Raw genomic sequence first — 23138 nt, 5'->3', positions numbered from 1 at the left:
CGCAGCCGCCTCAGAGCATCATGTGCCGCGCCAGCAGCACCGCCACATGCACCGCCTCGCGCTGCGCGCCGTCGCCGATCTGGTGCCTGCAGCTCGTGCCGTCCGCCACCACGATCGCATCGGGCCGGGCACGGATGGCCGGCAGCAAGCTCGCCTCGGCCATCTGCATCGACACCTCGAAGTGGCTCGCCTCGTAGCCGAAGCTGCCGGCCATGCCGCAGCATGAGCTCTCGATCAGCTCGGGCTCGGCGCCCGGAATCAGCTTCAGCACCTCCATGATCGGACTCACCGCGCCGAAGGCCTTCTGGTGGCAGTGGCCGTGCAGCAGGATGGGCGCGGTGGCCGGCTTCAGTGCGAGTTCGAAGCGGCCGGCCTTGCGTTCGCGCGCGATGAACTCTTCGAACAGCAGCGCCTGCTTCGCGACGGCCTGCGCCTTGTCGCCGAAGCCCATCACCAGTGTTTCGTCGCGCAGCGTGAGCAGGCACGAAGGCTCGAGCCCGACGATGGGAACGCCGGCCTGCGCCAGCGGCAGCAGCGCGTCGATCAGCGCTCCGGCGCGCACCTTGGCCTCGTCCACCATGCCGCTGGCCAGGAAGGTCCGGCCGCAGCAGTGGTGCCCTCCGCCCTTCTCCACCGTGTGCAGCGCATAGCCTGCGGCATGCAGCACGCGCGCCGCCGCGAAGACGTTCTCGCTTTCGAAGGTGCCGTTGAAGGTGTCGACGAACAGCACGGCGACCTTCTCGCCGCGCGCTGCGGCGGCCAGCACCGAGGCCTGATCGGAAAACAGGCCGGCCGCCATTGCGTCCTTCGCACGCCAGAAGGTGTCGGTGCGCCATTCGGGCAATGAGCGCTTCGCCGAAAAGCCCAGCATCTTCTCGCCCAGCCATGCCGCGCCCGGCACGCGGTTGCGCAGGTTCAGCAGCCAGGGCATGCGGCTGGCGCGGTGTGCGTAGTCGGGCATGTAGGCGACCAGCTTGTCTTTCAGCGTGTGGCCGTGGCGCTTCTTGTAGTGGTCGAGAAACTCGACCTTCATCTTCGCCATGTCGACACCGGTCGGGCAGTCGCGCTTGCAGCCCTTGCAGCCCACGCACAGGTCCATGGTCTCGTGCATGGCCTCGCTGGTGAAGGCGTCGGCGCCGAGCTGGCCCGACAGCGCCAGGCGCAGCGTGTTGGCGCGTCCACGCGTCAGGTGCTGCTCGTCGCGCGTCACGCGGTAGCTGGGGCACATGGTGCCGGCGTCGAACTTGCGGCAGTGGCCGTTGTTGTTGCACATCTCCACGGCCTTGGCGAGGCCGCCGGTGCTGTCGCCGCCCGTGCCGGGCGCGGTGGTCACTTCAGTCACGGGGTCGGCGTTGACGTTCCAGCCCGACCAGTCGAGCACGGGCTTCAGTTCGATGCGACGGTACGGCTTGGGCGCCGTCGGCGGCGCGAAGCGGAACAGCGCGCCGTCGTCCATGCGCGGCGGGTCGATGATCTTGCCGGGGTTGAATAGGCCGATCGGGTCGAGCTGCTGCTTGATCGCGCGAAAAGCCTCGTTGATCGCCGGCCCGAACTGCCATTCGATCCATTCGCCGCGGCACAGCCCGTCGCCGTGCTCGCCGCTGAAGGCGCCCTTGTACTTGCGCACCAGCGCGCTGGCCTCTTCGGCGATGGCGCGCATCTTGGCCGCGCCGTCGGCGCGCATGTCGAGAATGGGCCGCACATGCAGCGTGCCGACCGAGGCATGCGCGTACCAGGTGCCGCGGCTGCCGTATTTCGCGAACACCTCGGTCAGCGCGTCGGTGTATTCGGCCAGGTGTTCGAGCGGCACGGCGCAGTCCTCGATGAAGCTCACGGGCTTGCCGTCGCCCTTGAGGCTCATCATGATGTTGAGGCCGGCCTTGCGCACCTCCCACAGGTTCTTCTGCCGCGCGTCGTCGGCCATCTCGACCACGCTGCCGGGCAGGCCGAGGTCGCCCATCAGCTCGACCAGCCGCTTCAGTTGCGGCAGCAGCGCGGCCTTGTCGGCGCCCGAGAACTCGACCAGCAGGATGGCGGCGGGCTTGCCGATCAGCGCGGTTTCCACCGTCGGCTTGAAAGCCGAGTTGGCCAGGCTCAGCTCGATCATCGTGCGGTCGACCAGTTCCACCGCCGTCGGCCCCAGCTTCACGATGTGCTGCGCCGCGTCCATGGCCGCATGGAAGGTCGGGAAGTTCACGATGCCCAGCACCTTGGCGCGCGGCAGCGGCGCCAGCTTGAGCTTCAGGCTGCGCGTGTAGGCCAGCGTGCCTTCGGCGCCGATCAGCAGGTGCGCGAGGTTCACGGTGCCGTCGGCCGTGTACGGTTTCTCGCTCTGGTTGTCGAAGATGTCGAGGTTGTAGCCCGCCACGCGGCGCATCACCTTGGGCCAGTGCTGCGCCATGGCGTCGCGGTGCTCTTGCGCCAGCCCATGCACGAACTGCGCGATGCCCGCCGCGCGTGCGCCCAGCTGGCCCAGCGGACCGAACTCGACCAGCTCGCCGCTCGACAGCCACGCGCTCGCGCCCAGCACGTTGTGCACCATGTTGCCGTAGGCGATGGAGCGCGAGCCGCAGGAGTTGTTGCCCGCCATGCCGCCCAGCGTGGCCTGCGCGCTGGTCGACACATCGACCGGGTACCAGAGCCCATGCGGCTTGAGCTGCGCGTTCAGGTGGTCGAGCACCAGGCCGGGCTCGACCGTGGCGGAGCCCTCTTCCACGTTCACCTCGAGCACCTTGCGAAAGTGCTTGCTGTTGTCGATCACCAGCGCCGCGCCCGTGGTCTGGCCGCACTGGCTGGTGCCGCCGCCGCGTGCCAGCACCGGCACCTTCAGGTCGCGCGCGATGTCGATGGCGGTGGCGATGTCGCGCTCGTTCGTGGGCACGAAGGCGCCGACCGGCGTGATCTGGTAGATCGACGCGTCGGTGGCGTAGCGCCCACGCGAGCCGTCGTCGAACAGCACCTCTCCCTGCGTGTCGGTGCGCAGCCGGCGCGCCAGCAGTTCGCAGGTGTCGTTGGGCGGAAGAACGGTTCCGGCTGGCTGCATGTGGCTGGGGGGGTCGATGCGCATGGTGGGTGCTTAGCTCGCGTTGTTGCTCGTGGTCTTGCTCTTGGCAGTGGGGTAGATCTGCCCGGCGCGCAGCAGCTCCAGCACGGTGTCGCGCTTGCGCAGCACGTGCGCCGTGAGCACCTTGCGCATGGCCTGCGCGTCGCGCGCGGCCAGCGCCTGCACCATCTGCTCGTGCTCCTCGACCGCGTGCTTCCACTTGGTCTCGTCCTGGTTGGTGCGAAAGCGCAGCGACTGCACGCGGGCGTTGATCGAGCGGTAGGTGTTCGACAGCACCGGGTTCGCCGCCGCGTCGTTGATGGCGGTGTGGATGCGCGCGTTCAGGCGGTAGTAGCCCGACAGGTCGCGCCGCGCGAAGCAGGCCATCATTTCGTAGTGCAGCGCGCGCACCTCGGCCAGTTCCTCGTCGGTGATGCGCTTGGCCGCCAGCTCGCCCGACATGCCCTCGAGCATCGCCAGCACCTCGAAGGTGTTGAGCACGTCGGCCTCGGTGAGCTTCACCGCCACCGCGCCGCGGTTGGGCAGCAGGTCGACCAGCCCCTCGGCAGCCAGCAACTTGATGGCCTCGCGCAGCGGCGTGCGCGACACGTTCAGCTGCAGGCACAGCTCGCGTTCGTTGAGCTTGGCGCCGGGCGCGATGCGCCCCTCCACCAGCATGGTGCGCAGGCGCGACGCCACCTGGTCATGCAAGGCCAGCCTGGAGATTTCGATGATTTCAGCGGTCATATGGGGTTCCCTTGTCTGCATTTTGAATGCAAAAAATAGCCGATACAACCAAGGCTGATAGGTATAAACCAGCATACATAAATGCATTTTGAATGCAAAACTGAGCGCACAAGGAGAGCCCATGCTGCAACTCGACATCCACCCCACCGGCCGTCACTTCCTCCAGATTCCCGGCCCCAGCCCGGTCCCTGACCGCATCCTGCGGGCCATGAGCCTGCCCACCATCGACCACCGCGGGCCCGAGTTCGGCACGCTGGGCCTGAAGGTGCTCGGCGGCATCAAGGAGATCTTCAAGACGAAGCACCCGGTCGCCATCTACCCCGCGTCGGGCACTGGTGCATGGGAAGCCGCGCTCGCCAACACCCTCAGCCCTGGCGACCACGTGCTCATGTACGAGACCGGCCACTTCGCCTCGCTGTGGCAGAAGATGGCCACGCGCCTGGGCCTGTCGACCGAGTTCCTGGCCTACACAGGCACCGACGCCCACCTGCCGAATGCGCCCAGCTGGCGCCGCGGCGTGCAGGCCGAGCTCATCGAGGCGCGCCTGCGCAAGGACACCGAGAAGAAGATCAAGGCCGTGTGCGTGGTGCACAACGAAACCTCCACCGGCGTCACCTCCGACATCGCCTCGGTGCGCAAGGCCATCGACGCGGCGGGCCACCCTGCGCTGCTCATGGTCGACAGCATCTCGGGCCTGGCCAGCGCCGACTACCGCCATGACGAATGGGGTGTCGACGTCTGCGTGAGCGGCTCGCAGAAGGGCTTGATGCTGCCGCCCGGCATCAGCTTCAACGCCCTCTCGCCGCGCGCGCTCGAAACCGCGAAGCACGCCAAGCTGCCCAAGGCCTTCTGGGCCTGGGACGAGATCGTCGAGATGAACAAGGACGGCTACTGGCCCTACACGCCCAACACCAACCTGCTGTACGGCCTCTCGGAATCGCTGGACATGATCCTCGGCGAAGGCCTGGACAACGTGTTCGCGCGCCACCAGCGCTGGGCCGCCGGCGTGCGCGCCGCGGTCAACACCTGGGGCCTGCCGATCCAGTGCGCCGACCCGTCCGTGTACTCGCCCGTGCTCACCGGCGTGATCACGCCCGAGGGCGTCGATGCCGACGCCGTGCGCCGCCTGATCCACCAGCGCTTCGACCTGTCGTTGGGCACGGGCCTGGGCAAGCTCAAGGGCCGCATGTTCCGCATGGGCCACCTGGGCGACAGCAACGACCTCACGCTCGTGGCCATGGTCGCGGGTGTCGAGATGGGCATGAAGCTCAGCGGCATCAAGCTGGCGGGCAGCGGCGTGCAGGCGGCGATGGACTATTTCGCGAGCCACCAGGCCGCACCGGTCGGCCTGCAAAAAGCAGCCTGAACCCGGCGCACGCCAACCCACACGGGCCGCAGCGCATCGCTCGAACGATGCGGCGGTCCACCACCCTGCCGGGCCCGCGCAAGCGGCTCCCGGCACGCATCGGATTCCCCAACCGACGGAGACAAAGAAGATGCAAAGACGTTCCCTGATCCAGGCCGCCGCCGGCGCGGCCGCCACGCTGGGCGTGCCCCGGCTGTTCGCGCAGGAGTGGCCCACGGGCCCCGTGCGCATCGTGGTGGGCTTTCCACCCGGCGGCGGCACCGATGCGCTCGCGCGCGTGGTCGCGCAGAAGCTCACGACCATGTGGGGCCAGCAGGTCATCGTCGAGAACAAGGCCGGTGTCGCCGGCGTGCTCGCGGCCGACTACGTGGCGCAGCAGCCCAGCGACGGCAGCACGCTGCTCATGGCCCACATCAACAGCCACGCGCTCGCGCCCAGCCTGCAGCCCAAGTTGCGCTACCACGTGGAGCGAGACTTCGTGCCGATCGTGCTCGTGGGCGTCACGCCCAACCTGCTCATCGCCAACCCGGGCCAGAAGGCCCTCAGCGTGAAAGACATCGTCGCCGCCTGCAAGGCCGCGCCTGGCACCGTGAGCTTCGGCTCCGCCGGCGCGGGCTCGGCCCAGCACCTGGCGCTGGAGATGTTCAAGCTGCAGGGCGGCGTCGATGCGCTGCACGTGCCCTACAAGGGCAGCGGCCCGCTGCTGGCCGACCTGATGGGCGGACAGATCCAGTACAGCTTCGAGACCATGACCGCCGCCACCCCGCACGTGAAGAATGGCCGGGTGCTCGCCGTGGCCCAGACGCGCACCAAGCGCGCCAAGGGCCATCCGAACGTGCCGACGATGCAGGAGCAAGGCTTTGCCGGCTTCGAGGCCACCACCTGGTACGGCCTGGCCGGCCCCGGCAAGCTGCCCCCGGCCATCGCGCAGAAAGTGAACCGCGACGTCAACACCGTGCTCGCGATGCCCGATGTGCAGGAGCGGCTCGACACCTACGGCGCGGAAGACGGCGGCGGTTCGCAGGACAAGTTCAAGCAGTTCATCAGCACCGAGATCGCCAAGTGGGCGAAAGTCGTCAAGGACGGCAAGGTGCAGGTCGAGACTTGACGGTCGTTGTTCAGGGCGACGCTCACGCCGACGGGGCACCTTGCTCCGCGAATGTCCCCCGGGGCTGCGCCCCTCCTCCTTGATTTCGCTGCGCAAGGCACCCGTCGGCGTGAGCGAGTTCAGAGCGGTCGTTGATCGGCCGCACACCAACAGCGCGTCCATGTGCCCAGGACACTGGGTGCTTCCCGCAGCGAAATCAAGGAGGAGGCCGCAGGCCGGGGGACATTCGCGGAGGGAAGTACCCGGTGGCCTGGGCACGCGCCCCGAACGAACTGAACCCAAGAGAAACTGAGAAGATCCCAAGCATGACGCCCGACCAAAAAGCCCTCACCGAAGCCCTCATCGCCGCACGCCAGGCCAACCGCACGCTAGACGCAACGCCCTGGACTGACGCCCTGCCAGACGCACCTCAAGCGTACGAAGTGCAAGACGCCGTAGCCGCAGCCCTCGGCTGGTTCGACGGCGTCCCGAAGACCTGGAAGTCCGGCGGCGGCTCCCGCAGCGCCACGCTCACGCACGCCCCGCTGCCCCCGCACGGCGTGCGCGAAAGCCCCGCCAACTTCAGCGATCTGACATTCCACACCCCCGGCATCGAGGCAGAAATTGCATTGAGACTCGGCCAGGACGTCACCCCCGCCCAAGCTGCCGCACTCGACCACGACAACTCGGCAGCGCTCATCGACGCCATGGCCGTCTCCGTCGAAATCGTCGATGCCCGCTGGCAAGACCTGGCCGCCACGCCCGCCCTGCTGCGCCTGGCCGACTCGCAGGTCCACGGCGCACTCGTGCTCGGCGAGTGGCAACCGTACGCCGCCGTCGACTGGGCCTCGCAACGCTGCGAAACGAGGATCGGCGACGCAGAAACGGTCGTGCGCGAAGGCACGCATCCGCTGGCCGATCCGGCCTGGCTGCTGCCGATCTGGCTGCGCCACCTCACGCGCCACGGCCAGACCGTGCCCGCCGGCACCGTCGTCACCACCGGCTCGTGGGTCGGCGTGCTGCCCTGCCGCCGCGGTGATCAGGTGACGGCCGAGTTCCCCGGCATCGGCGCCGTGCGCTTGAGCGTGTAGCGCCCGCCGCCCACGCCCGAGCACGCCACCAGGAAGTCGAGCACCGCCCGCACCCGCGCGGGCAGCGTGCCGGCCTTGCCGATGTACACCGCGTGGATCGGCTCGATCTCGCCCGGGTTGAACTCCTCGAGCAGCGGCACCAGCCGGCCAGCATCGATGTCGTGCTGGATGTGATACAGCGACAACCGCGCCACACCCGCCCCCGCAATCGCCAGCTGCCGCAGCGTCTCGCCGTCGCCCGCGCGCACCGGCCCCGCCACCGGCAACATCACCATGCGCCCATCGACACGCAACGGCCAGTCGGGCGTGTTGCGCCGGTAACTCCAGCCCAGCCGGTTGTGCGCCTCCAGTTCCTGCGGCGTGCGCGGCGTGCCGTATTTCGCCAGGTAGTCCGGCGCGGCCACGATGGCCTGGCTGGTTTCGCCCAGGCGCCGCGCCACCAGGTCGGACGACGGCAACTGGCCCCAGCGGATCGCAATGTCGGCGCGCTCGTCCATCAGGTCGACGATGCGGTCGGTCAGCGCAATGTCGAGCGTGATCTGCGGATGCATCTCGAGCAGGCGCGGCACCAGCGGCACCAGCTTGTGGTGCCCGAAGGACACGCTGGCGTTGATGCTCACGCGCCCGCGCGGCGCCGCACCGGCCGCGGCGCAACGCTCCGCCTCGTCCATGTCGGCCAGCACGCGCGTGCTGCGCTCGTAGAAATGCAGCCCCTCGGGCGTGAGCTGCAGCTTGCGCGTGGAACGGTGCACCAGCTGGATGCCCAGGCGCAGCTCGAGCCGCGCCACCAGCTTGCTGACGGCCGAGGGCGTCATGTCCAGCAGCCGCGCCGCCGCCGAGAAACCGCCCGCCTCCACCACCTGAACGAAGGCCTCCATTTCACCGGAGCGGTTGACGTCGATGCGCGGCATGGCCTTCCTTTGTTGTGACTTGAATTCACAAGTGCATGTACTGGCGGCATTCTAGTCATCGAGGCCGATCGTCCGCACAGTACAGGCATCATGCCCATCGCTCTTCTTGCCCTCACCGCCGGTGCCTTCGGAATAGGCACCACCGAATTCGTCATCATGGGCCTGCTCATGCAGGTGTCGACGGATCTGCACGTCTCCATCACGGCCGCCGGCCTGCTGATCTCGGGCTACGCGCTCGGGGTCGCGGTCGGCGCGCCCGTGCTCACCATCGCCACCCGCAAGCTGCCGCGCAAGACCGTGCTGCTCGCGCTGATGGCGATCTTCACGCTCGGCAACCTGGCCTGTGCGCTCGCGCCCAACTACGAAATGCTGATGGCCGCGCGCGTCATCACCTCGCTGGCGCACGGCACCTTCTTCGGCGTCGGCTCGGTGGTCGCCACCGGCCTCGTGGCGCCCGAACGCCGCGCCTCGGCCATCGCGATCATGTTCACCGGCCTCACCGCCGCCACGCTGCTGGGCGTGCCGGCCGGCGCCTGGCTGGGCCTGCAGCTGGGCTGGCGCTCGACCTTCTGGGCGGTGACGCTGATCGGCGTACTGGCCTTCGTGGTGCTCGCGGCCTTCGTGCCCCGCATGAAGGGCGAGGCCAAGCCGGCGCCGCTGCGCGAAGAGATCGCCGTACTCGCCCGCCCGCAGGTGCTGCTGGGCTTGGCGATGACGGTGCTCGGCTTTGCCGGCGTGTTCGTGGTCTACACCTACATCCAGCCGCTGCTGACGCAGGTCACCGGCCTGTCGGAATCGGCCGTGTCCCCGATCCTGCTGGTGTTCGGCGGCGGCCTGGCCGTCGGCAACATCCTGGGCGGCAAGCTGGCCGACCGCGCACCGATGGCCGCCGTGCTCGGCACGCTGGTGGCGCTGGCCGTGGTGCTCGGCGCGATGCAGTTCACCATCGGCACGCCTTTCACCGCGGTGGTGTTCGTCGGCCTGCTCGGCGTGGCCTCGTTCGCCACCGTGGCGCCGATGCAGCTGCGCGTGTTGGAAAAGGCTTCGGGCGCGGGCCAGAACCTCGCCTCGAGCCTGAACATCGCGGCCTTCAACCTCGGCAACGCGCTCGGCGCCTGGGTCGGCGGCGTGACGATCGACCACGGCCCGGGGCTGCGCGCGCTGGGCTGGGTGGCCGCGCTGCTCACGCTCGTGGGCCTGGCGATCGCGCTGTGGAGCCGCGCGCTCGACCGCCGCGCACAGAAGACCGGTCAGCTGCCGGCCGACGGCGCCGCTTCTTCCGCACGGGCCTGATCCGCAACCCCCAGGCGGCGCGCGAAGAACGAAAGGATCTCATCGCGCGCCGCAAGGGTCGGCTGGCCGGCCTCGTCGATCAGGTGCGCCGTCACCACGCTGTGCGGGCTCGCCACCACCTGCGAGAAGAACGACGGCAGGTCGCGCGTGTTGGCGGCGCTGTCGGGCAGCACACGGGCCACGAAACGGTCGCCCAGTGCCTCTGCATACGCCGCGAAACGCTGGGCCCGGCAGAAGCGGTCGCCCTCGAAGCGGTAGGCCATCACGGTCAGGTCCTCGCGCTCCAGGCGCTGGCGCACCTGGGCGATCTCTTCCGGCGAGATCTCGATGCCGCCGGGGTTGTCCAGCGGCAGCGACGGCTGTGACAGCACGGGTGCCAGCACGGCAGGCTCCAGCATCATGGTGAGCGCGAAGTTGCCGGTGAAGCACATGCCGATGGCGCCCACGCCAGGCCCGCCGCACTCCGCATGCACCAGCCGCGCGAGCGCGCGCAGCCACTGCGTCACCGGGCTCGAGGCATTGCCCGCGAAGGCGCGGAACTCAGCGCTCACGCAGGCGCGCTGGAACACGGCCTTGCCCTCTTCCGCATCCGGCACCGCGCCGTCGCGGCCGAACATCGACGGCATGTAGACCGTGAAGCCGGCGTCGCGCACCCAGCGGGCGAAACGCGCCACGTGCGGGCTGATGCCGGGCATCTCGGTCATCACGATCACGGCCGGGCCGGAGCCGGCGACGTAGACCGCCTTGGTGGCGCCGTCGAGCGTGATCTCGCGGCGGGTGAAGTCGTCGAACGGGTCGGTCATGGCAAGGCCTCTTGGGCGTGCAGATGGGCGCCGTGAGGAACAAGGGCAAGGATGTGGGACACGAAAGCACTTTCGGTGTTGCGACGATGCCCATTGCACCCGAGCACGCACTAGACTGCCAGTGTCCATTCAGACGCCTATCAGGCGTTTTCTGCCATGCACGATTTCACCGTCCTCGTCCTTCCGGGCAGCTTCGCCACCAGCACCGCCGTCACGCTCGACGTGCTGGCGGCAGCCGCCACGCTCGCACCGCGCCACCAGATGCCCCGCCCCACCTGGCGCGTGGTGTCGCCCGATGGCGGCAGCGTGCCGCTGAGCAACGGCCTGCGGATCGACACCCTCGCCATGCCCCGCCGCGCGCGCGCCGACGGCTCGACATGGATCGTGCCCGGCCTCGGCGTCGACAAACCGGCCGACCTCGCACTGCGCCTGACCGACGACCACGCCCGCGCCGCCATCGATGCGGTGCGACGCCATGCCGCACGCGGCGGCGCGTTCGCGGCCTCGTGCTCGGCCGTGTTCCTGCTGCAGGCAGCCGGCCTGCTGTCGCAGCGCCGCGTCACGACCTCGTGGTGGTTGGCGCCCGAGCTGCGCCGCCTCGAACCGGCCTGCCACGTCGATGCCGACCGCATGGTCTGCGCCGACGGGCCGGTGAGCACCGCGGGCGCGGCCTTTGCGCAGTCGGACCTCATGCTGCACCTGCTGCGCACGCGCTTCGGCCCCGCGCTGGCCGAGGCCGTGAGCAAGGTGCTGCTGATCGACGGCCGCCAGGCGCAGGCCCCGTTCGTCGTGCCGTCGATGCTGTCCAACGGCAACGAGCTGGTCGCGCGCCTCACGCGGCGCATCGAGGCCGCGCTGCCCACGCCGCCCAGCGTGGCCGCGCTGGCCGAAGAGTTCGCGATGTCGCAGCGCACGCTGGCCCGGCGCGTGCGCGCCGCCACCGGGCTGGGGGCGCTGGCATTGGTACAGAGCGTGCGGCTGAACCGTGCGCGCCTGCTCATCGAGAGCAGCCGCATGACCATCGAGCAGGTCGCGGTGCAGGTCGGCTACGAAGACGCCACGGCGCTGCGTCGCCTCATGCGCAAGTCGGCGGGCGCACCGCCGAGCCGGTTTCGGTCGGCCTTGCAGACGGCGTGACGCGGTTGCCTGAGAATGCGCCGCACCATGAATCGTCCGCTTGTCATCGTTCGTCCCGCCACCGCAGCCGATGCGCACACGCTTGCCGCGCTCGCGATCCAGGTCTGGCTCGACACCTACGCCACCGACGGCGTGAACGATGTGCTCGGGCGCTACGTGCTCTCGACCTTCACGCCGGCCGCGTTCGCCGCATGGTCGGAGTCACCCCATGTCGCGCTGCGCGTGGCGCAGGTCGGCGACCAGCTCGTGGGCTATGCGCTGCTGCAGTTCGGCGCCACGCAGCCGCTGGTGCCGGGCTGCGACACGGAACTTCGCACGCTCTACGTGCAGTCACCTTTTCAGCGCAGCGGCGTCGGGTCAATGCTGCTGCGCGAAGCCCGCAGCGCCGCGCACGCACGCACGGGCAGCGACGGCCTGTGGCTCGCGGTGTACGCGAAGAACCCGCGCGCCGTCGCGTTCTACGAAACGCAGGGGCTGATGGCGATGGGACTCACGCAGTTCATGCTCGGCGGAAAGCCGTACGACAACCACGTGATGGCGACACCGCGCCGCTGATCAGACCAGCGGCAGCTCGATGCAGGCGGCCAGCGGCACCTCCGTGACGCGCTCGCTGCTCGCCACGACCACCGCCCGCCCCGGCTGCGCAACGCGCCGTTCGATGGCCCGCCAGAGGCCGTGGATCGAACGCGCATCGAGCGCACCCACCGGGTCGTCCAGCAGCACCACGGGCCGCCCCGACGCGAGCGCGGCGGCCAGCCCGACCTTGCGGCGCGAGCCGGTCGAGAGCATGAACATCTGCTTTTCCAGATGCGGCACGAGCGAGAAGGCCTCGACGAGGCGCTGCCACTCGGCCTTGTCGAAACCCGCATCGCCCTCGCCCAGCAAGGCCGTGCACGCCTGCACGCTGAGCGCGTCGAAGGCTTCCGACGCCGGTTCGCAGAAGAAGACCTGACGCCGGTAGGCCGCGGGCTCGGCGTCGAGCGCCACGCCGGCCGCGCGCAGTTGCCCGGCCGATGCGGGCTGCTGGCCCGCCAGCACGCGCAGCAAGGTCGACTTGCCGCTGCCGGTGTCGCCGTACAGCAGCGTGACGCCCTCGCCGATGGCGGCGGACCAGCGGTCGGCCAACGCAGGCTGGTCGGGGTACGCGAAGCGCAGGTTCTGGATCTGCAGGAGGGAAGAAGTCGAGGAAGTTCGCATGAGAAGGGGGAACGAAACGGCGATGAACGCGATTGTGTCGCTGCCGTGATTCAGACCCTGCCGGCGTCCAGCGGTGACAGCCCCTTCACCCACTCGAACACCGCCGCCACGTTCGGATCGTCACGCCGCGCCTGCGGGCACACCAGGTAGAACGGCGAGCCCTGCAGCACCGGTCCGAAGGGCTGCACGAGGTTGCCCGCGCGCAGCTCGTCGGCGATGAGCGCCAGGCCCATGAGCGCCACGCCCTGCCCCTGCAACGCGGCCGAGACGGTGTGGGTTTCGTCGGAGAACACGGGGCCGGCCGACACGTCCAGGCCGGGCACCTGGGCCACCTGCTGCCATGCGGCCCAGGTGCCCGGCTGGGTCTTGCTGTTAGGCACCGCGAAATGCAGCAGCGTGTGCTTCACGAGGTCGGCCGGGCGGCGCAGCTTGAGCGCGGGGCTGCAGGCCGGCGCGAAGACGGTGTCGAACAGCTTCTCGGCCACCAGGCCCGGCCACTGGCCCTTGCCGTAGCGGATGGCGACGTCGGCCGTGAGGCCGTCCAGCGGCACCGCGTCGTGCGAGGCGTGGATGCGCAGGTCGAGCCGGGGATGCGCCGCGCGCAGCGCCCCCACGCGCGGCAGCAGCCAGCGCGCGGCGACGGCGGGCGTGGTCGACAGCGTGATGGCGCTGCGCTCGGGCGGCGCACGCAGGCGCGCCACGGCCTGCGCCATGGCAGCGAACGAATCGCTCAGCACCGCCTGCAGCTCGCGGCCCTGCGGCGTCAGCACGAGCTGGCGCGGCTGGCGCACGAACAGCGCCACACCCAGCGACTCCTCGAGCTGGCGCACCTGGTGGCTGATGGCCGTGGGCGTGACCGACAGCTCGTTCGCCGCGAGCTTGGCGCTGCAATGGCGTGCGGCGGCCTCGAAGGCGCGCAGCGAGGCCAGCGGAGGCAGGGAATGCAGGAGGGCCATGGCGTGCTGATAGATGAGTTTAATTTTCTGCAGCGAAAAGAATTCGTCGTTTGTCCGTCGATGGATGCTTCGATAAATTGGGAACCGTGTCAAGCAGACAGCTGAATTCCCTTCATCCAACCGAGGACCACGCCATGACCACCACCACCCTGCTCCACATCGATGCCAGCCCCCGTTCCGGCCGTTCGGGCGCCGTCGTCCACGGCTCGCATTCGCGCCGCCTGAGCCACCACTTCGTCAGCACCTGGCAGGCGGCCCGCCCACAGGACGAGGTGATCTACCGCGACTTCGGCATCGCGCCGCCGCAGGCGGTCACCGGCGACTGGATCCACAGCGCCTACACGCCCGCCGAAGCGCGCGAGCCCTGGATGCACGAGGTGCTGGCCGAGAGCGACACCTTCATTGCCGAGCTGCGCCGCGCCGACGTGATCGTGATGGGCACGCCCATGTACAACTACAGCGCCCCGGCCACCGTGAAGGCGTGGATCGACAACATCGTGCGCGTCGGCGAGACCTTCGACATGGACCCGAGCCTGGACGACCCCTATGTGCCGCTGCTGGCCGAGCGCCCGCGCCGCACGGTGCTGCTCACCGCGCACGGCAGCAGCGGCTTCGGGCCCGGCGGCATGCAGGCGCATCTGAATTTCCTGGTGCCGGGCGTGAAGGCTGCGCTGGGCCTGGTCGGGCTGCGCGAGGTGCACGACATCGCGGTCGAGCACGCGGAAGACCGGGGCGACCTGCTGGAGCGGTCGATGGCCGAGGCGCTGTCGGGCATCGAGCAGTTGGTGCGCGACCTGCAGGCGAAGGTGCAGGCCGGCTGAGCGCGGCCCCTCGCGAAGACGGGCCGCATCTTCAGGAAAGGATCAAGCCGAGCGCAGCTGCTCGCGCAGCTTCTGGCCGATCTCGGGGCGCTCGAGGAACGGGTCGGCCGGGTTGGTGATCGACACGATGTTCTCCATGCGGCTCTTCACGTTGCCCAGCGCCTTCGGGTGGCTGAACACGTAGAACTGGTTGTCGCTGATGGCTTCGAACACCTTGTGCGCCACCTCGGCGGCCGTGATCTTGCCGCTGCTCACCGCCTTGTTGCTCATGGCCTGGCCGATGAGCTGGCTCTTGGTGAGCTCGGTGTCCTTGGGCGCGTTCGGGCGGTTGCGCTCGCTGCTCGTGATGCCGGTGGGCACGAAGTACGGGCACAGCAGGCTGGCACCGATCTGGTCGGTGACCAGGTTGAGGTCCTGGTACATGGTTTCGGTCAGGCTCACGACGGCGGCCTTGGCCGCGTTGTAGATGCCCATGTTGGGCGGCGTGAGCAGGCCGGCCATGCTGGCGGTGTTGGTGATGTGGCCGCGGTAGCCCGGGTCCTTGGCGGCGGCCTCGAGCATCATGGGCGTGAACAGGCGCACGCCGTGGATCACGCCCCACAGGTCGACGCCCAGCACCCATTCCCAGTCGGCCACGGTGTTTTCCCACACCAGGCCGCCGGCGCCCACGCCGGCGTTGTTGAACACGAAGTGCGGTGCGCCGAAGCGTTCCTTGACGGCGGCGGCCAGCGCTTCCATCTGCGCCGCATCGGACACATCGACCTTGCGCGCCAGCACCTGGACGCCCAGGGCCTCCATCTCGGCCTTGGCCTTGTCGAGTGCGTCCTGCTGCACGTCGACCAGCACGAGGTTCATGCCGCGGGCGGCGCCGATGCGCGCGCATTCGAGGCCGAAGCCCGAGCCTGCGCCGGTGAGTACGGCGGTCTTGCCCTTGAAGTCCTGGATCATTTGCCGGTGTCCTTGTCTCTGACGTTGAAGCGGAAGCCGCTATTGAAATACGGAACGCGCGCCGGCGCAGTCACGAAGGTGCCCCGACCCACGTTCACATCGGACGTTTTCAGGCCTCTGCTTTCTTCAACACATAGCCGATGCGCGGAAAGTGCACATGCACCCTGCCCGTGCGCTCGCTGTTGCGCTCCAGCGTGTAGTGCGTGCGCGTGGCGGCCACCAGGATGCCCGGCGTCTCTTCGAGGCCGAAGCTCTCGGCGCGCAAGGTGACGGCGCTGCCCAGGGGAATGCCGTGGTCGTCCTGGAAGGTGCTGTCGGTCAGCAGCGTGTGCGGCGTGGCGGCCTTGGCGACGGCAATGGCCTCGTCGCTGGAGAACTTCGACGACGTGCCGTGGCCGATGGCCGCCATGCGGTCCATCCAGTCGAGCACCGCGGGCGTCAGATCGAGGATGCCCTTCACCGCCTCGATGCGGCGCGTGTACCACAGCGGGTGGTAGGCCGAGAAGTCGGCGATGCACGGCACTTCGCCCAGCAGGAAAGGCTTGTCGTCCAGCATGTCGGACAGGCGGCGCAGGTACGACTTGTAGGCGCCGGTGGCGTCGGCCGGACGCAGGCGCGTCATGTTGCCGGCGCTCATCTTGCCGCGGTCTTCGCCGAAGGCCTTGATGGCTTCGGGCGGGGCCTTGGCGAACACTTCGGCGGCGCCTTTGGGCTGCAGACTCCAGGCCATCGCGGCCCAGAACAGCGAGGTGTCGGCCCACTGCGCGAGGATGCGCGACATGCCCTTCTCGGGCTGCGGGTAGAGCGTGGGCTCGGGCTGCAGGTGCTCCAGCACGTCGGCGATGAGCGCGCTGTCGCAGTACATGTCGGCGCCGATCTGCAGGAACGGCGTCTTGCGGTAGCCGCCGGTGAGCACTTCCACATCGGGCTTGGGCATGATCGGCGGAATGAAGACCGACTTCCACGCCAGCTGCTTGGCGCCGAGGATCGTGCGCACCTTTTCCGAGAACGGCGAGGTGGTGTAGTGGTGAAGGATGAGGTCGGCCATGGTGTCTTTCGTGGTTTGGTTTGAATGGAATGTCCGCACACTTGGTTCTTGCGCCACCTTTGTGCGATCACTATCCGGCACTAGATTTCGCGAGACGCAGCGGGCCTCCTAAAACGGTTATCGAAAGCAAGTTCGGCTTGCTTCCGGATGACGGAGGTGCTGCGCGGGAGCCTCACAACGAGAACGGCCCATCTCGCCCGGGAATAGGGCTCGTCGTCGATATCAATTCCACTCTCGTCTTCCTTTATCTTCAAACATGCGCCGTAATAGTTCTCCGAGAACTTGTCTTTGCTTGCACGCCGCCCATCGAATCCAGCCTCATAGGCGGTGTTGAACAAATGGCTCTCAAGCCGATAACGGGCGGTCGCACCTTCCCCTCTGTAAATGGCGCGCCTTCCATCAGACAACATCAATCTCGAAGGGGAGCCATCGACCTTGAAGTCTGAAAAGATCACATAAAAAGCTGGGGTGTTCGGCACAACGTCGAGCGACTCACGGTTGGTTAGTTCGTGGAGTTCCGCAACCGCATTTGATCCGTCCAGCCTCAGGATATCGCCCTGTACGAGACTGTCGAAAAATGCGGAGAACTCGCGCCTCATGTCCGCGAAAACCCCTTCAAGCGCACCATCCAGCGCTACTCTCATCCCACCGATATTCAGGCTCATTTTTCCTTTCTCAGCTTCATTGGCAAGCGCCTTACTCGCGAACAATTTGACTAAAGCACCGGCTGCGCGCGCTGGATGATCGAATCGAAATCGGTGCCCGCGCCCAGCGTGCCGAAGGCCTGGCCCCAGTCGCCGCCCAGGCGCGAGGCGCAGAAGGCGTCGGCCACGGCGGCGGGCGCGGTCTGCACCAGCAAGGCGGCCTGCACGACCAACGCCACGTCCTGCGCGAGGCGGCGTGCCTCGGTCTCGGAGGCCATGGCCTCGATGCGTGCGGGCAAGGCGTCGGCAAGGCGGTCGAGGGCGGCCTGCTGGCCGCGCGCGGGGGCCAGCTCGTGCGCCAGCGCAGCCACGGCGTCGCCCTTGCGCAGGCCGCGCAGCAGGTCGAGCGCCATGATGTTGCCGGCACCCTCCCAGATGGAGTTAAGCGGCATCTCGCGGTAGATGCGCGCGAGGATGCCCTCGCCGCCCTCTTCCACGTAGCCGTTGCCGCCCAGGCACTCCATGGCCTCCTGCGCGAAGTGGCTGCCGCGCTTGCAGATCCAGAACTTGGCGACCGGCGTGAGCAGGCGCGCCATCAGGTTCTCGTGCGCGTCAGCCTGGCGGTCGAAGGCCCGCGCGAGGCGAATGGCCAGGGCGGTGGCGGCTTCGCTTTCGAGCGCGAGGTCGGCCAGCACGTTCTTCATGAGCGGCTGTTCGACCAGCGGCTTGCCGAAGGCCTGGCGCTGCGCCGTGTGGTTCAGCGCGATGCCCAGCGCCTGGCGCATGAGGCCGCTGGTGCCAAGCGAGCAGTCGAGCCGCGTCATCGTGCCCATCTCGAGGATCTGCGGAATGCCGCGCCCCTCCTCGCCCACCAGCCAGGCGCTGGCACCGTGGAACTCGACCTCGGAGCTGGCGTTGGCCTTGTTGCCGAGCTTGTCCTTCAGCCGCTGGATGTGGATGGCGTTGCGCGTGCCATCGGGCAACACGCGCGGCAGGAAGAAGCACGACAGCCCGGCCGGCGCCTGCGCGAGGATGAGGAAGGCGTCGCACATCGGCGCCGAGAAGAACCACTTGTGGCCCGTGATCGCGTAGCGCTCGCCCCAGGCGTCGCTGCCGTCGCGCACCGCTTGCGTGGTGTTGGCCCGCACGTCGGAGCCGCCCTGCTTCTCGGTCATGCCCATGCCCATGGTCACGCCGGGCTTGTCGTTCAAGGGCTTGAGCGCGGGGTCGTACCAGAGGCTGGCGAGCTTCGGGCCCCAGTCGGCATGCACGCCCGCGTTGCCGCGCAAGGCGGGCGTGACGGCGTAGGTCATCGAGATCGGGCACAGGATGGACGGCTCCAGCTCGGTGAAGAGCATGAAGCCCGCCGCGCGCAGCACGTGCGGCGAGGCGGATGTGCCGGTCCACGGCGTGCCGTGCAGGCCCGCGCCCACGGCGGCAGTCATCAACGCGTGGTAGCTCGGATGGAACTCCACTTCGTCGATGCGACGGCCGAAGCGGTCGTGCGTGTGGAGTTCGGGCGTGTGGATGTTGGCCAGCCGCGCATGCGTCTGCATGGCGGCCGAGCCGAGGGTGGCGCCCAGTTCGTGCAGCTGCGTGGTCTGCAGCGTGGGCGCGTTGAACGTCAGCGCATCGCGCAGGGGGCGGTGGGTGTCGAAGAGGTTGTAGTCCACCAGCGGCGTGGGCTGGTTGAAGACCTCGTGTGTCGTGTCCATGACCGGCCTCCTTGCCGTGCGTTTCAAAGCATCAAATGAGCTTCACCAGTTGCTTGCCGAAATTCTTGCCCTTGAGCAAACCCAGGAAGGCTTCAGGGGCAGCTTCGATGCCCTGCGCCACCGACTCGCGCGGCTTGAGCTTGCCCGTGCCCACCAGCGTGCCGAGTTCGGTCAGCGCCTCGGGCCACACTTCCATGTGCTCGCTGACGATGAAGCCCTCGATCTTCAGGCGGTTGATGAGGATCAGCGCGGGGTTCGCCAGCGGCAGCGGCGCACCGTCGTAGCCGGCGATCATTCCGCACAGCGCCACGCGCGCGAAGGCGTTGGTGCGCAGCAGCACGGCGTCGAAGATGTAGCCGCCGACGTTCTCGAAGTAGCCGTCGATGCCGTTCGGGCAGGCTTCCTTGAGCGCGGCGCTCATGGTCTTCACGTCGGGGTGCTGGCGGTAGTCGATGCAGGCGTCGAAGCCGAGCTCGTCGGTCACGTACTTGCACTTGTCGGGGCCGCCCGCGATGCCGACCACGCGGCAGCCGCGCGCCTTGGCCAGCGCACCGAAGGCACTGCCCACGGCGCCGCTGGCGGCGGTGATGACCACGGTTTCACCGGCCTTGGGCGCGATGATCTTCACGAGGCCATACCAGGCAGTCACACCGGGCATGCCGACGGCGCCGAGGTAGTGCGACAGCGGCACGTGCGTGGTGTCGACCTTCTTCAGCGCGCCGGGCTGCGAGGCATCGACCACGCTGTATTCCTGCCAGCCGCCGAAGCCGACGACCTTGTCGCCCACGGCGAACTTGGGGTGCTTGCTCTCGACCACCTCGCCGACCGTGCCGCCCTGGAACACCTGGCCCACGGGTTGCGGCTGCGCGTAGCTCTTCGCGTCGTTCATGCGCCCACGCATGTACGGATCGAGGCTCATGTAGTGGTGGCGCACCAGCACCTGGTTGTCGGCGAGCGCGGGCGTCTCGACAGTCACCAGCTTGAAGTTGCTGGCCGTGGCTTCGCCCTCGGGGCGGTTGTCGAGGTGGATCTGCTTGTTGGTGGGCATGGAAGTCTCCGGGGAAATGGGGTGTCAGTCGGTGGATGGCGGGCGCATCGCGTTCGCGCTCGCGGGGCCGGTCGGCAGCCGGCGCTTCACGTACTTGAAGGTGCCGGTGGCATGGGCGCACACGCGCTCCTGCTCGTCGTAGATCTTGGCCTCCGTGAAGGCCAGCGTCGCGGTGCGATGCAGCAGCGTGCCGCGGGCGTGCAGCGGGCCGACCGACGGTTGCATGAAGCTGGTCTTCATCTCGATGGTGACCACGCCGGTCTCGGGCGCCACGCTGCGCGCGGCCGCCGCCATGGCGATGTCGAGCAGCGTCATGCAGGCGCCGCCGTGCGTCACGTCGAAGGTGTTCAGGTGCTCGGGCTTGGCGGTGTAGATGATCTCGGACTGGCCGTCCTCGAACTTCGTGAGTTCGAAGCCGAGGTGGCGCGCGAACGGAATCTGGCTCGTGTACGAGCGGATGTTGATGTCGCTGGACTTTTCAGGCGAATCGGACATGTCAGGCCGCACCCAACACCACGCTCACGCCGCCGTCGACCGCGACCCACTGGCCGGTGATGTGCTTGCCGGCATCGCTCGCGTACAGCAGCGTCAGGCCCTTCAGGTCTTCGTCGTCGCCCAGGCGGCCCAGCGGCGCCGAGGCGGCCATGTGCTCTTCGCCCAGGGTCTTGATCAGGCCGGCTGCCATCTTCGTCATGAAGAAGCCCGGGCAGATCGCGTTCACGTTGATGTTGTACTTGCCCCATTCGGCGGCCAGCGTCTTGGTGAAGCCGATCACCGCGGTCTTCGAGGTGTTGTAGGCCAGCGTCTGCATGCCGGGCGGGTTGCCGTTCAGGCCCGCGATCGAGGCGATGTTGATGATGCGCCCGCGCTTCTTCGGGATCATGTAGCCGTTGGCAACCTGCTGCGCCAGGATGAAGTAGCCGCGCACGTTGAGGTTCATCACCTTGTCCCAGGCCTCGACGGGGTGGCTCTCGGCCGGCGAACCCCAGCTGGCGCCGGCGTTGTTGATGAGGATGTCGACGCCGCCCATGCGCTGCAGGGTCTCGTCGGCCAGGCGGCGGGTGTCTTCTTCCTTGGAGCAGTCGGCGGCGATCCAGCGCGCGTCGATGCCGGCAGCCTGCAGCTCGGCGGCGGCCTGTTCCAGGTCGTCGGCCTTGCGCGAGCTCAGCATGATCTTCGCGCCGGCTTCTCCCAGGGCATGGGCCATCTGCAGGCCCAGGCCGCGCGAGCCGCCGGTGATGAGCGCCGTCTGACCCGTGAGGTCGAACAGCTGTTGGGTGGTGCGGGGCTTCGTCATGTCGGTGTCTCCGGTGTGGATGATGAAAGAAGAGGGTTGCGTTGGCGCTGGAGGCGGTGGCTTCGGGTCGTCAGGACGCGGTGTCGTCCGCCTCGACCGCGGCGGCCTTGCCGGCGGCCACGGCTTTTTTCAGCCGGCGCCAGTCGGCCTGGTTCACGTCGGCATAGCCTTCGGCGAAATCGGCGAGCGCCGTGTTGAAGCTCTTGGAGCGCCCCAGGTAGCCGTCGATGGCCCAGGCGTCGCCGCCCTTGGCATGCGCGCGGGCCAGGCTGTAGCCGCAGGCTTCGGCGAACTCGAGCAGGTCGACCGGCTTGAAGTCCTCGAGCTTGTAGGAGGCCTTCATGTCGCGCAGCTGCCGCACGTAGAAGCCGCGCCCGCCCGGTCCCTGGGCCCAGCCCAGGAAGACGTCACTGGCGGCCTGTGCCAGCCGCTGGCCTTGCACCACGCGCTGGCCCGGCGACGCCGTGTCCGGTGCCGCGCCCAGCGGGGCTTCAAGCACCGACTCGCCGGCCTCCTTGCACTGCAGGAACAGCGGGTGCGCGCGGTCGGCCACGAACAGCAGCAGGAAGCAGCGCCGGCCGACCGAGCCGACGCCGGGCGTGAGCACCGCGACATCGTGCAGCTCGTAGCGGTCGAACAGCCGCTGGCGCTCGGGCGGCAGGCTGGCGCGGTACTGCGCCAGGAAGGCCGGCAGCCCGGCGCGGAAGCGCTTGATTTCACGCGCCGTCGCGCGGGCGTCGTGGTACACGAACGGCGGCTGGTCGCGGATCATGAGGCGGCCGTCGACCGTCTCGGTCGCGCTGTCGGCGAACACGCGCGAGGTGCTGCGGCGCGCCTTCTTGATGACCGCGAGCTCGGTCGCGTCTTCGGCGCCGAGTTTCAGCAGGGTTTGCGAGGTGAGCCGCGCGTACCAGGCCTCCAGCGTGTCCATGCGCGCGAAGGCCCGCATGCGGTCGCGGTACGCCTCGGCCAGCTGCTGCACGGCCTCGCGCCCGATGCGCGGCTTGAAACCCCGGTCGCGCGCGGCCACCACGAACGAGGTGGCCAGCCGGCGCACGTCCCAGTCGAAGGGCCCTTGCAGGGTTTCGTCGAAATCGTTGATGTCGAAGACCAGCGCGCGCTCGGGGCTGGCAAAGAAGCCGAAGTTCGCGAGGTGCGCATCGCCGCACAGCTGCGTCGCGATGCCGCTGTGCGGCAGCCTGGCGAGGTCGTTCGCCATCAGGCTGGCGGCGCCGCGGTAGAACGTGAAGGGGCTGACCAGCATGCGGCCGTGGCGCACCGGCACCAGCTCGGGCACGCGGCCGCGGTTGGACGCCTTCAGCCAGCCGAGCGGATCGCGGTCGGCCGCGTCGGGCCGGGGCACCTGCGCCCACTGGCCGAGCGCACAGCGCTGGCGCTGCGCACGGCCGAACGCCCGCCGCTCGGCCGGTGAGGCCGTGGCGTCGGGCGCGTGGGGTTCAGAGCTCATAGTCCATGCACTGGCGGGCTTCGCGCACGGCGCCGATGAAGGGCTTGAGCGCCACGTGCTGGGGGTGGTCGGCGTAGGCCGCCAGCGCAGCGGCGTCGGTGAATTCCGAATTGAGGATCAGGTCGTAGGTGGCCTCGAGCCCGGGCTGGGCAATGACCACCTCGAAACGGTGCGTGCCGGGCGAAAGCGTCGCGCAGGCATCGAGCAGCGCCTTGGCCTTGAGCAGGTTGGTCGCCTTGTCGGCGCCCTCGGCGTGCTCCTTGAACTTCCACATCACGATGTGCTTGAGCATGGTCGGTCCTTGCCTTGTTCTTACTTGAGCCGCGAACGCACGTAGATGAGCACGACGCCCACCGCGGCGACCACGACGCCGGGCACGGCCATCGACCAGCCCAGCGTGGGCTCGGTGCGGCCCGTGGCGATGCCCAGGATCACGAGGAACAGGCCGCCGTAGATCAGGATCCAGATCCACTTCTCGAGCCGCGCATGCGGCTTGGGTGGTTTCGGCGGTTGGGCGG

Annotated in this window: 23 protein-coding genes; 7 read left to right on the top strand and 16 right to left on the bottom strand. The window is 68.6% G+C overall.

Going from position 1 to position 23138, the window contains the following annotated elements:
* Nucleotides 1-10: 10 nt before the first annotated feature.
* Both AC07XP_RS01560 and AC07XP_RS01555 read right to left on the bottom strand, forming a co-directional pair.
* Complete coding sequence (locus AC07XP_RS01560; protein WP_495263595.1) at nucleotides 11-3067, bottom strand: FAD-binding and (Fe-S)-binding domain-containing protein; 3057 nt, start codon at nucleotides 3065-3067, stop codon at nucleotides 11-13.
* A 9-nt stretch (nucleotides 3068-3076) separates the two neighbouring features.
* Complete coding sequence (locus AC07XP_RS01555) at nucleotides 3077-3790, bottom strand: GntR family transcriptional regulator (protein ID WP_070060653.1); 714 nt, start codon at nucleotides 3788-3790, stop codon at nucleotides 3077-3079.
* 121 nt (nucleotides 3791-3911) lie between these two features.
* Here AC07XP_RS01555 and AC07XP_RS01550 point away from each other — a divergent pair, with 121 nt between their 5' ends.
* The 3 genes from AC07XP_RS01550 (at nucleotide 3912) to AC07XP_RS01540 (ending at nucleotide 7334) form a co-directional block, all read left to right on the top strand.
* On the top strand, nucleotides 3912-5156 hold the full coding sequence (locus AC07XP_RS01550; RefSeq protein ID WP_307638170.1) for a pyridoxal-phosphate-dependent aminotransferase family protein: 1245 nt from the start codon (nucleotides 3912-3914) through the stop codon (nucleotides 5154-5156).
* Between the two features lie 130 nt (nucleotides 5157-5286).
* Nucleotides 5287-6264 (top strand): Bug family tripartite tricarboxylate transporter substrate binding protein, encoded by a 978-nt coding sequence (locus AC07XP_RS01545; protein WP_307693604.1) that lies wholly within the window; start codon nucleotides 5287-5289, stop codon nucleotides 6262-6264.
* Between the two features lie 305 nt (nucleotides 6265-6569).
* The gene (locus tag AC07XP_RS01540; protein ID WP_495263594.1) at nucleotides 6570-7334 is read left to right on the top strand and encodes a fumarylacetoacetate hydrolase family protein; all 765 of its coding nucleotides are present in this window, start codon (nucleotides 6570-6572) and stop codon (nucleotides 7332-7334) included.
* Here the strand turns inward: AC07XP_RS01540 and AC07XP_RS01535 are convergent.
* Nucleotides 7283-8245 (bottom strand): LysR family transcriptional regulator, encoded by a 963-nt coding sequence (locus tag AC07XP_RS01535; RefSeq protein WP_095948546.1) that lies wholly within the window; start codon nucleotides 8243-8245, stop codon nucleotides 7283-7285. The two genes, AC07XP_RS01540 and AC07XP_RS01535, sit on opposite strands and share 52 nt — an antisense overlap.
* 90 nt (nucleotides 8246-8335) lie before the next feature.
* Between AC07XP_RS01535 and AC07XP_RS01530 the strand changes: the two genes are divergently transcribed.
* On the top strand, nucleotides 8336-9538 hold the full coding sequence (locus AC07XP_RS01530) for an MFS transporter (protein ID WP_495263593.1): 1203 nt from the start codon (nucleotides 8336-8338) through the stop codon (nucleotides 9536-9538).
* Here AC07XP_RS01530 and AC07XP_RS01525 read toward each other — a convergent pair.
* Nucleotides 9496-10341 carry a dienelactone hydrolase family protein gene (locus tag AC07XP_RS01525; protein WP_495263592.1) on the bottom strand — a complete coding sequence of 282 codons (846 nt, stop codon included), beginning with the start codon at nucleotides 10339-10341 and terminating at the stop codon, nucleotides 9496-9498. The genes AC07XP_RS01530 and AC07XP_RS01525 overlap by 43 nt on opposite strands.
* 156 nt (nucleotides 10342-10497) lie before the next feature.
* Between AC07XP_RS01525 and AC07XP_RS01520 the strand changes: the two genes are divergently transcribed.
* The gene (locus AC07XP_RS01520) at nucleotides 10498-11478 is read left to right on the top strand and encodes a GlxA family transcriptional regulator (protein ID WP_495263591.1); all 981 of its coding nucleotides are present in this window, start codon (nucleotides 10498-10500) and stop codon (nucleotides 11476-11478) included.
* 27 nt (nucleotides 11479-11505) lie between these two features.
* Nucleotides 11506-12033, top strand: a complete 528-nt coding sequence (locus tag AC07XP_RS01515) for a GNAT family N-acetyltransferase (RefSeq protein WP_495263590.1) — start codon at nucleotides 11506-11508, stop codon at nucleotides 12031-12033.
* Here AC07XP_RS01515 and AC07XP_RS01510 read toward each other — a convergent pair whose 3' ends face one another.
* Nucleotides 12034-12675 carry an ABC transporter ATP-binding protein gene (locus AC07XP_RS01510; RefSeq protein ID WP_495263589.1) on the bottom strand — a complete coding sequence of 214 codons (642 nt, stop codon included), beginning with the start codon at nucleotides 12673-12675 and terminating at the stop codon, nucleotides 12034-12036.
* 50 nt (nucleotides 12676-12725) lie between these two features.
* Nucleotides 12726-13631: a transcriptional regulator GcvA gene (gene gcvA, locus AC07XP_RS01505; RefSeq protein ID WP_495263588.1), complete on the bottom strand. Its 906-nt coding sequence runs from the start codon at nucleotides 13629-13631 to the stop codon at nucleotides 12726-12728.
* 134 nt (nucleotides 13632-13765) lie between these two features.
* Here gcvA and AC07XP_RS01500 point away from each other — a divergent pair, with 134 nt between their 5' ends.
* Nucleotides 13766-14452: an FMN-dependent NADH-azoreductase gene (locus AC07XP_RS01500; RefSeq protein WP_307638159.1), complete on the top strand. Its 687-nt coding sequence runs from the start codon at nucleotides 13766-13768 to the stop codon at nucleotides 14450-14452.
* Between the two features lie 42 nt (nucleotides 14453-14494).
* Here the strand turns inward: AC07XP_RS01500 and AC07XP_RS01495 are convergent, their stop codons facing one another.
* The 10 genes from AC07XP_RS01495 to AC07XP_RS01450 all read right to left on the bottom strand — a co-directional run.
* Nucleotides 14495-15400 (bottom strand): SDR family oxidoreductase, encoded by a 906-nt coding sequence (locus tag AC07XP_RS01495; RefSeq protein WP_487846937.1) that lies wholly within the window; start codon nucleotides 15398-15400, stop codon nucleotides 14495-14497.
* A 109-nt stretch (nucleotides 15401-15509) separates the two neighbouring features.
* Nucleotides 15510-16448 carry a glutathione S-transferase family protein gene (locus AC07XP_RS01490; protein WP_495263587.1) on the bottom strand — a complete coding sequence of 313 codons (939 nt, stop codon included), beginning with the start codon at nucleotides 16446-16448 and terminating at the stop codon, nucleotides 15510-15512.
* An 80-nt stretch (nucleotides 16449-16528) separates the two neighbouring features.
* Nucleotides 16529-17113, bottom strand: coding sequence for a hypothetical protein (locus tag AC07XP_RS01485; RefSeq protein WP_159271795.1), 585 nt, complete (start codon nucleotides 17111-17113; stop codon nucleotides 16529-16531).
* Nucleotides 17114-17163: 50 nt separating this feature from the next.
* Complete coding sequence (locus AC07XP_RS01480; protein ID WP_495263586.1) at nucleotides 17164-18807, bottom strand: isovaleryl-CoA dehydrogenase; 1644 nt, start codon at nucleotides 18805-18807, stop codon at nucleotides 17164-17166.
* A gap of 31 nt (nucleotides 18808-18838) precedes the next feature.
* Nucleotides 18839-19855 (bottom strand): NADP-dependent oxidoreductase, encoded by a 1017-nt coding sequence (locus AC07XP_RS01475; RefSeq protein WP_495263585.1) that lies wholly within the window; start codon nucleotides 19853-19855, stop codon nucleotides 18839-18841.
* A gap of 24 nt (nucleotides 19856-19879) precedes the next feature.
* A complete protein-coding gene (locus tag AC07XP_RS01470) occupies nucleotides 19880-20350 on the bottom strand; it encodes a PaaI family thioesterase (RefSeq protein ID WP_082817985.1) in 471 nt (156 codons plus the stop codon).
* A gap of 1 nt (nucleotide 20351) precedes the next feature.
* Nucleotides 20352-21152 (bottom strand): SDR family oxidoreductase, encoded by an 801-nt coding sequence (locus AC07XP_RS01465; RefSeq protein ID WP_095745325.1) that lies wholly within the window; start codon nucleotides 21150-21152, stop codon nucleotides 20352-20354.
* A 70-nt stretch (nucleotides 21153-21222) separates the two neighbouring features.
* Nucleotides 21223-22620 (bottom strand): DUF2252 domain-containing protein, encoded by a 1398-nt coding sequence (locus AC07XP_RS01460; protein ID WP_495263584.1) that lies wholly within the window; start codon nucleotides 22618-22620, stop codon nucleotides 21223-21225.
* Entirely contained in the window at nucleotides 22610-22912 is a 303-nt protein-coding gene (locus tag AC07XP_RS01455) for a Dabb family protein (RefSeq protein WP_062471343.1), read from the bottom strand. Before AC07XP_RS01455 ends, AC07XP_RS01460 begins: the two co-directional genes overlap by 11 nt.
* A gap of 20 nt (nucleotides 22913-22932) precedes the next feature.
* A partial coding sequence (locus tag AC07XP_RS01450) for a hypothetical protein (RefSeq protein ID WP_495263583.1) occupies nucleotides 22933-23138 on the bottom strand: 206 nt, incomplete at its 5' end.

The organism is Variovorax sp. GW531-E2 (genome assembly GCF_059423125.1).
The sequence above is the reverse complement of the archived record's forward strand: the minus strand, read 5'-3'. Positions and strand labels throughout refer to the sequence as shown.

Bases quoted from the DNA above. Each gene is read 5' to 3' on its own strand.
- AC07XP_RS01540 (WP_495263594.1), top strand. From the start codon at position 6,570: ATGACGCCCGACCAAAAAGCCCTCACCGAAGCCCTCATCGCCGCACGC.
- gcvA (WP_495263588.1), bottom strand. From the start codon at position 13,631: ATGGCCCTCCTGCATTCCCTGCCTCCGCTGGCCTCGCTGCGCGCCTTC.
- AC07XP_RS01470 (WP_082817985.1), bottom strand. From the start codon at position 20,350: ATGTCCGATTCGCCTGAAAAGTCCAGCGACATCAACATCCGCTCGTAC.
- AC07XP_RS01530 (WP_495263593.1), top strand. From the start codon at position 8,336: ATGCCCATCGCTCTTCTTGCCCTCACCGCCGGTGCCTTCGGAATAGGC.
- AC07XP_RS01545 (WP_307693604.1), top strand. From the start codon at position 5,287: ATGCAAAGACGTTCCCTGATCCAGGCCGCCGCCGGCGCGGCCGCCACG.
- AC07XP_RS01555 (WP_070060653.1), bottom strand. From the start codon at position 3,790: ATGACCGCTGAAATCATCGAAATCTCCAGGCTGGCCTTGCATGACCAG.
- AC07XP_RS01520 (WP_495263591.1), top strand. From the start codon at position 10,498: ATGCACGATTTCACCGTCCTCGTCCTTCCGGGCAGCTTCGCCACCAGC.
- AC07XP_RS01475 (WP_495263585.1), bottom strand. From the start codon at position 19,855: ATGCCCACCAACAAGCAGATCCACCTCGACAACCGCCCCGAGGGCGAA.
- AC07XP_RS01460 (WP_495263584.1), bottom strand. From the start codon at position 22,620: ATGAGCTCTGAACCCCACGCGCCCGACGCCACGGCCTCACCGGCCGAG.
- AC07XP_RS01465 (WP_095745325.1), bottom strand. From the start codon at position 21,152: ATGACGAAGCCCCGCACCACCCAACAGCTGTTCGACCTCACGGGTCAG.
- AC07XP_RS01515 (WP_495263590.1), top strand. From the start codon at position 11,506: ATGAATCGTCCGCTTGTCATCGTTCGTCCCGCCACCGCAGCCGATGCG.
- AC07XP_RS01485 (WP_159271795.1), bottom strand. From the start codon at position 17,113: ATGAGCCTGAATATCGGTGGGATGAGAGTAGCGCTGGATGGTGCGCTT.
- AC07XP_RS01500 (WP_307638159.1), top strand. From the start codon at position 13,766: ATGACCACCACCACCCTGCTCCACATCGATGCCAGCCCCCGTTCCGGC.
- AC07XP_RS01480 (WP_495263586.1), bottom strand. From the start codon at position 18,807: ATGGACACGACACACGAGGTCTTCAACCAGCCCACGCCGCTGGTGGAC.
- AC07XP_RS01560 (WP_495263595.1), bottom strand. From the start codon at position 3,067: ATGCGCATCGACCCCCCCAGCCACATGCAGCCAGCCGGAACCGTTCTT.
- AC07XP_RS01495 (WP_487846937.1), bottom strand. From the start codon at position 15,400: ATGATCCAGGACTTCAAGGGCAAGACCGCCGTACTCACCGGCGCAGGC.
- AC07XP_RS01455 (WP_062471343.1), bottom strand. From the start codon at position 22,912: ATGCTCAAGCACATCGTGATGTGGAAGTTCAAGGAGCACGCCGAGGGC.
- AC07XP_RS01550 (WP_307638170.1), top strand. From the start codon at position 3,912: ATGCTGCAACTCGACATCCACCCCACCGGCCGTCACTTCCTCCAGATT.
- AC07XP_RS01535 (WP_095948546.1), bottom strand. From the start codon at position 8,245: ATGCCGCGCATCGACGTCAACCGCTCCGGTGAAATGGAGGCCTTCGTT.
- AC07XP_RS01510 (WP_495263589.1), bottom strand. From the start codon at position 12,675: ATGCGAACTTCCTCGACTTCTTCCCTCCTGCAGATCCAGAACCTGCGC.
- AC07XP_RS01525 (WP_495263592.1), bottom strand. From the start codon at position 10,341: ATGACCGACCCGTTCGACGACTTCACCCGCCGCGAGATCACGCTCGAC.
- AC07XP_RS01490 (WP_495263587.1), bottom strand. From the start codon at position 16,448: ATGGCCGACCTCATCCTTCACCACTACACCACCTCGCCGTTCTCGGAA.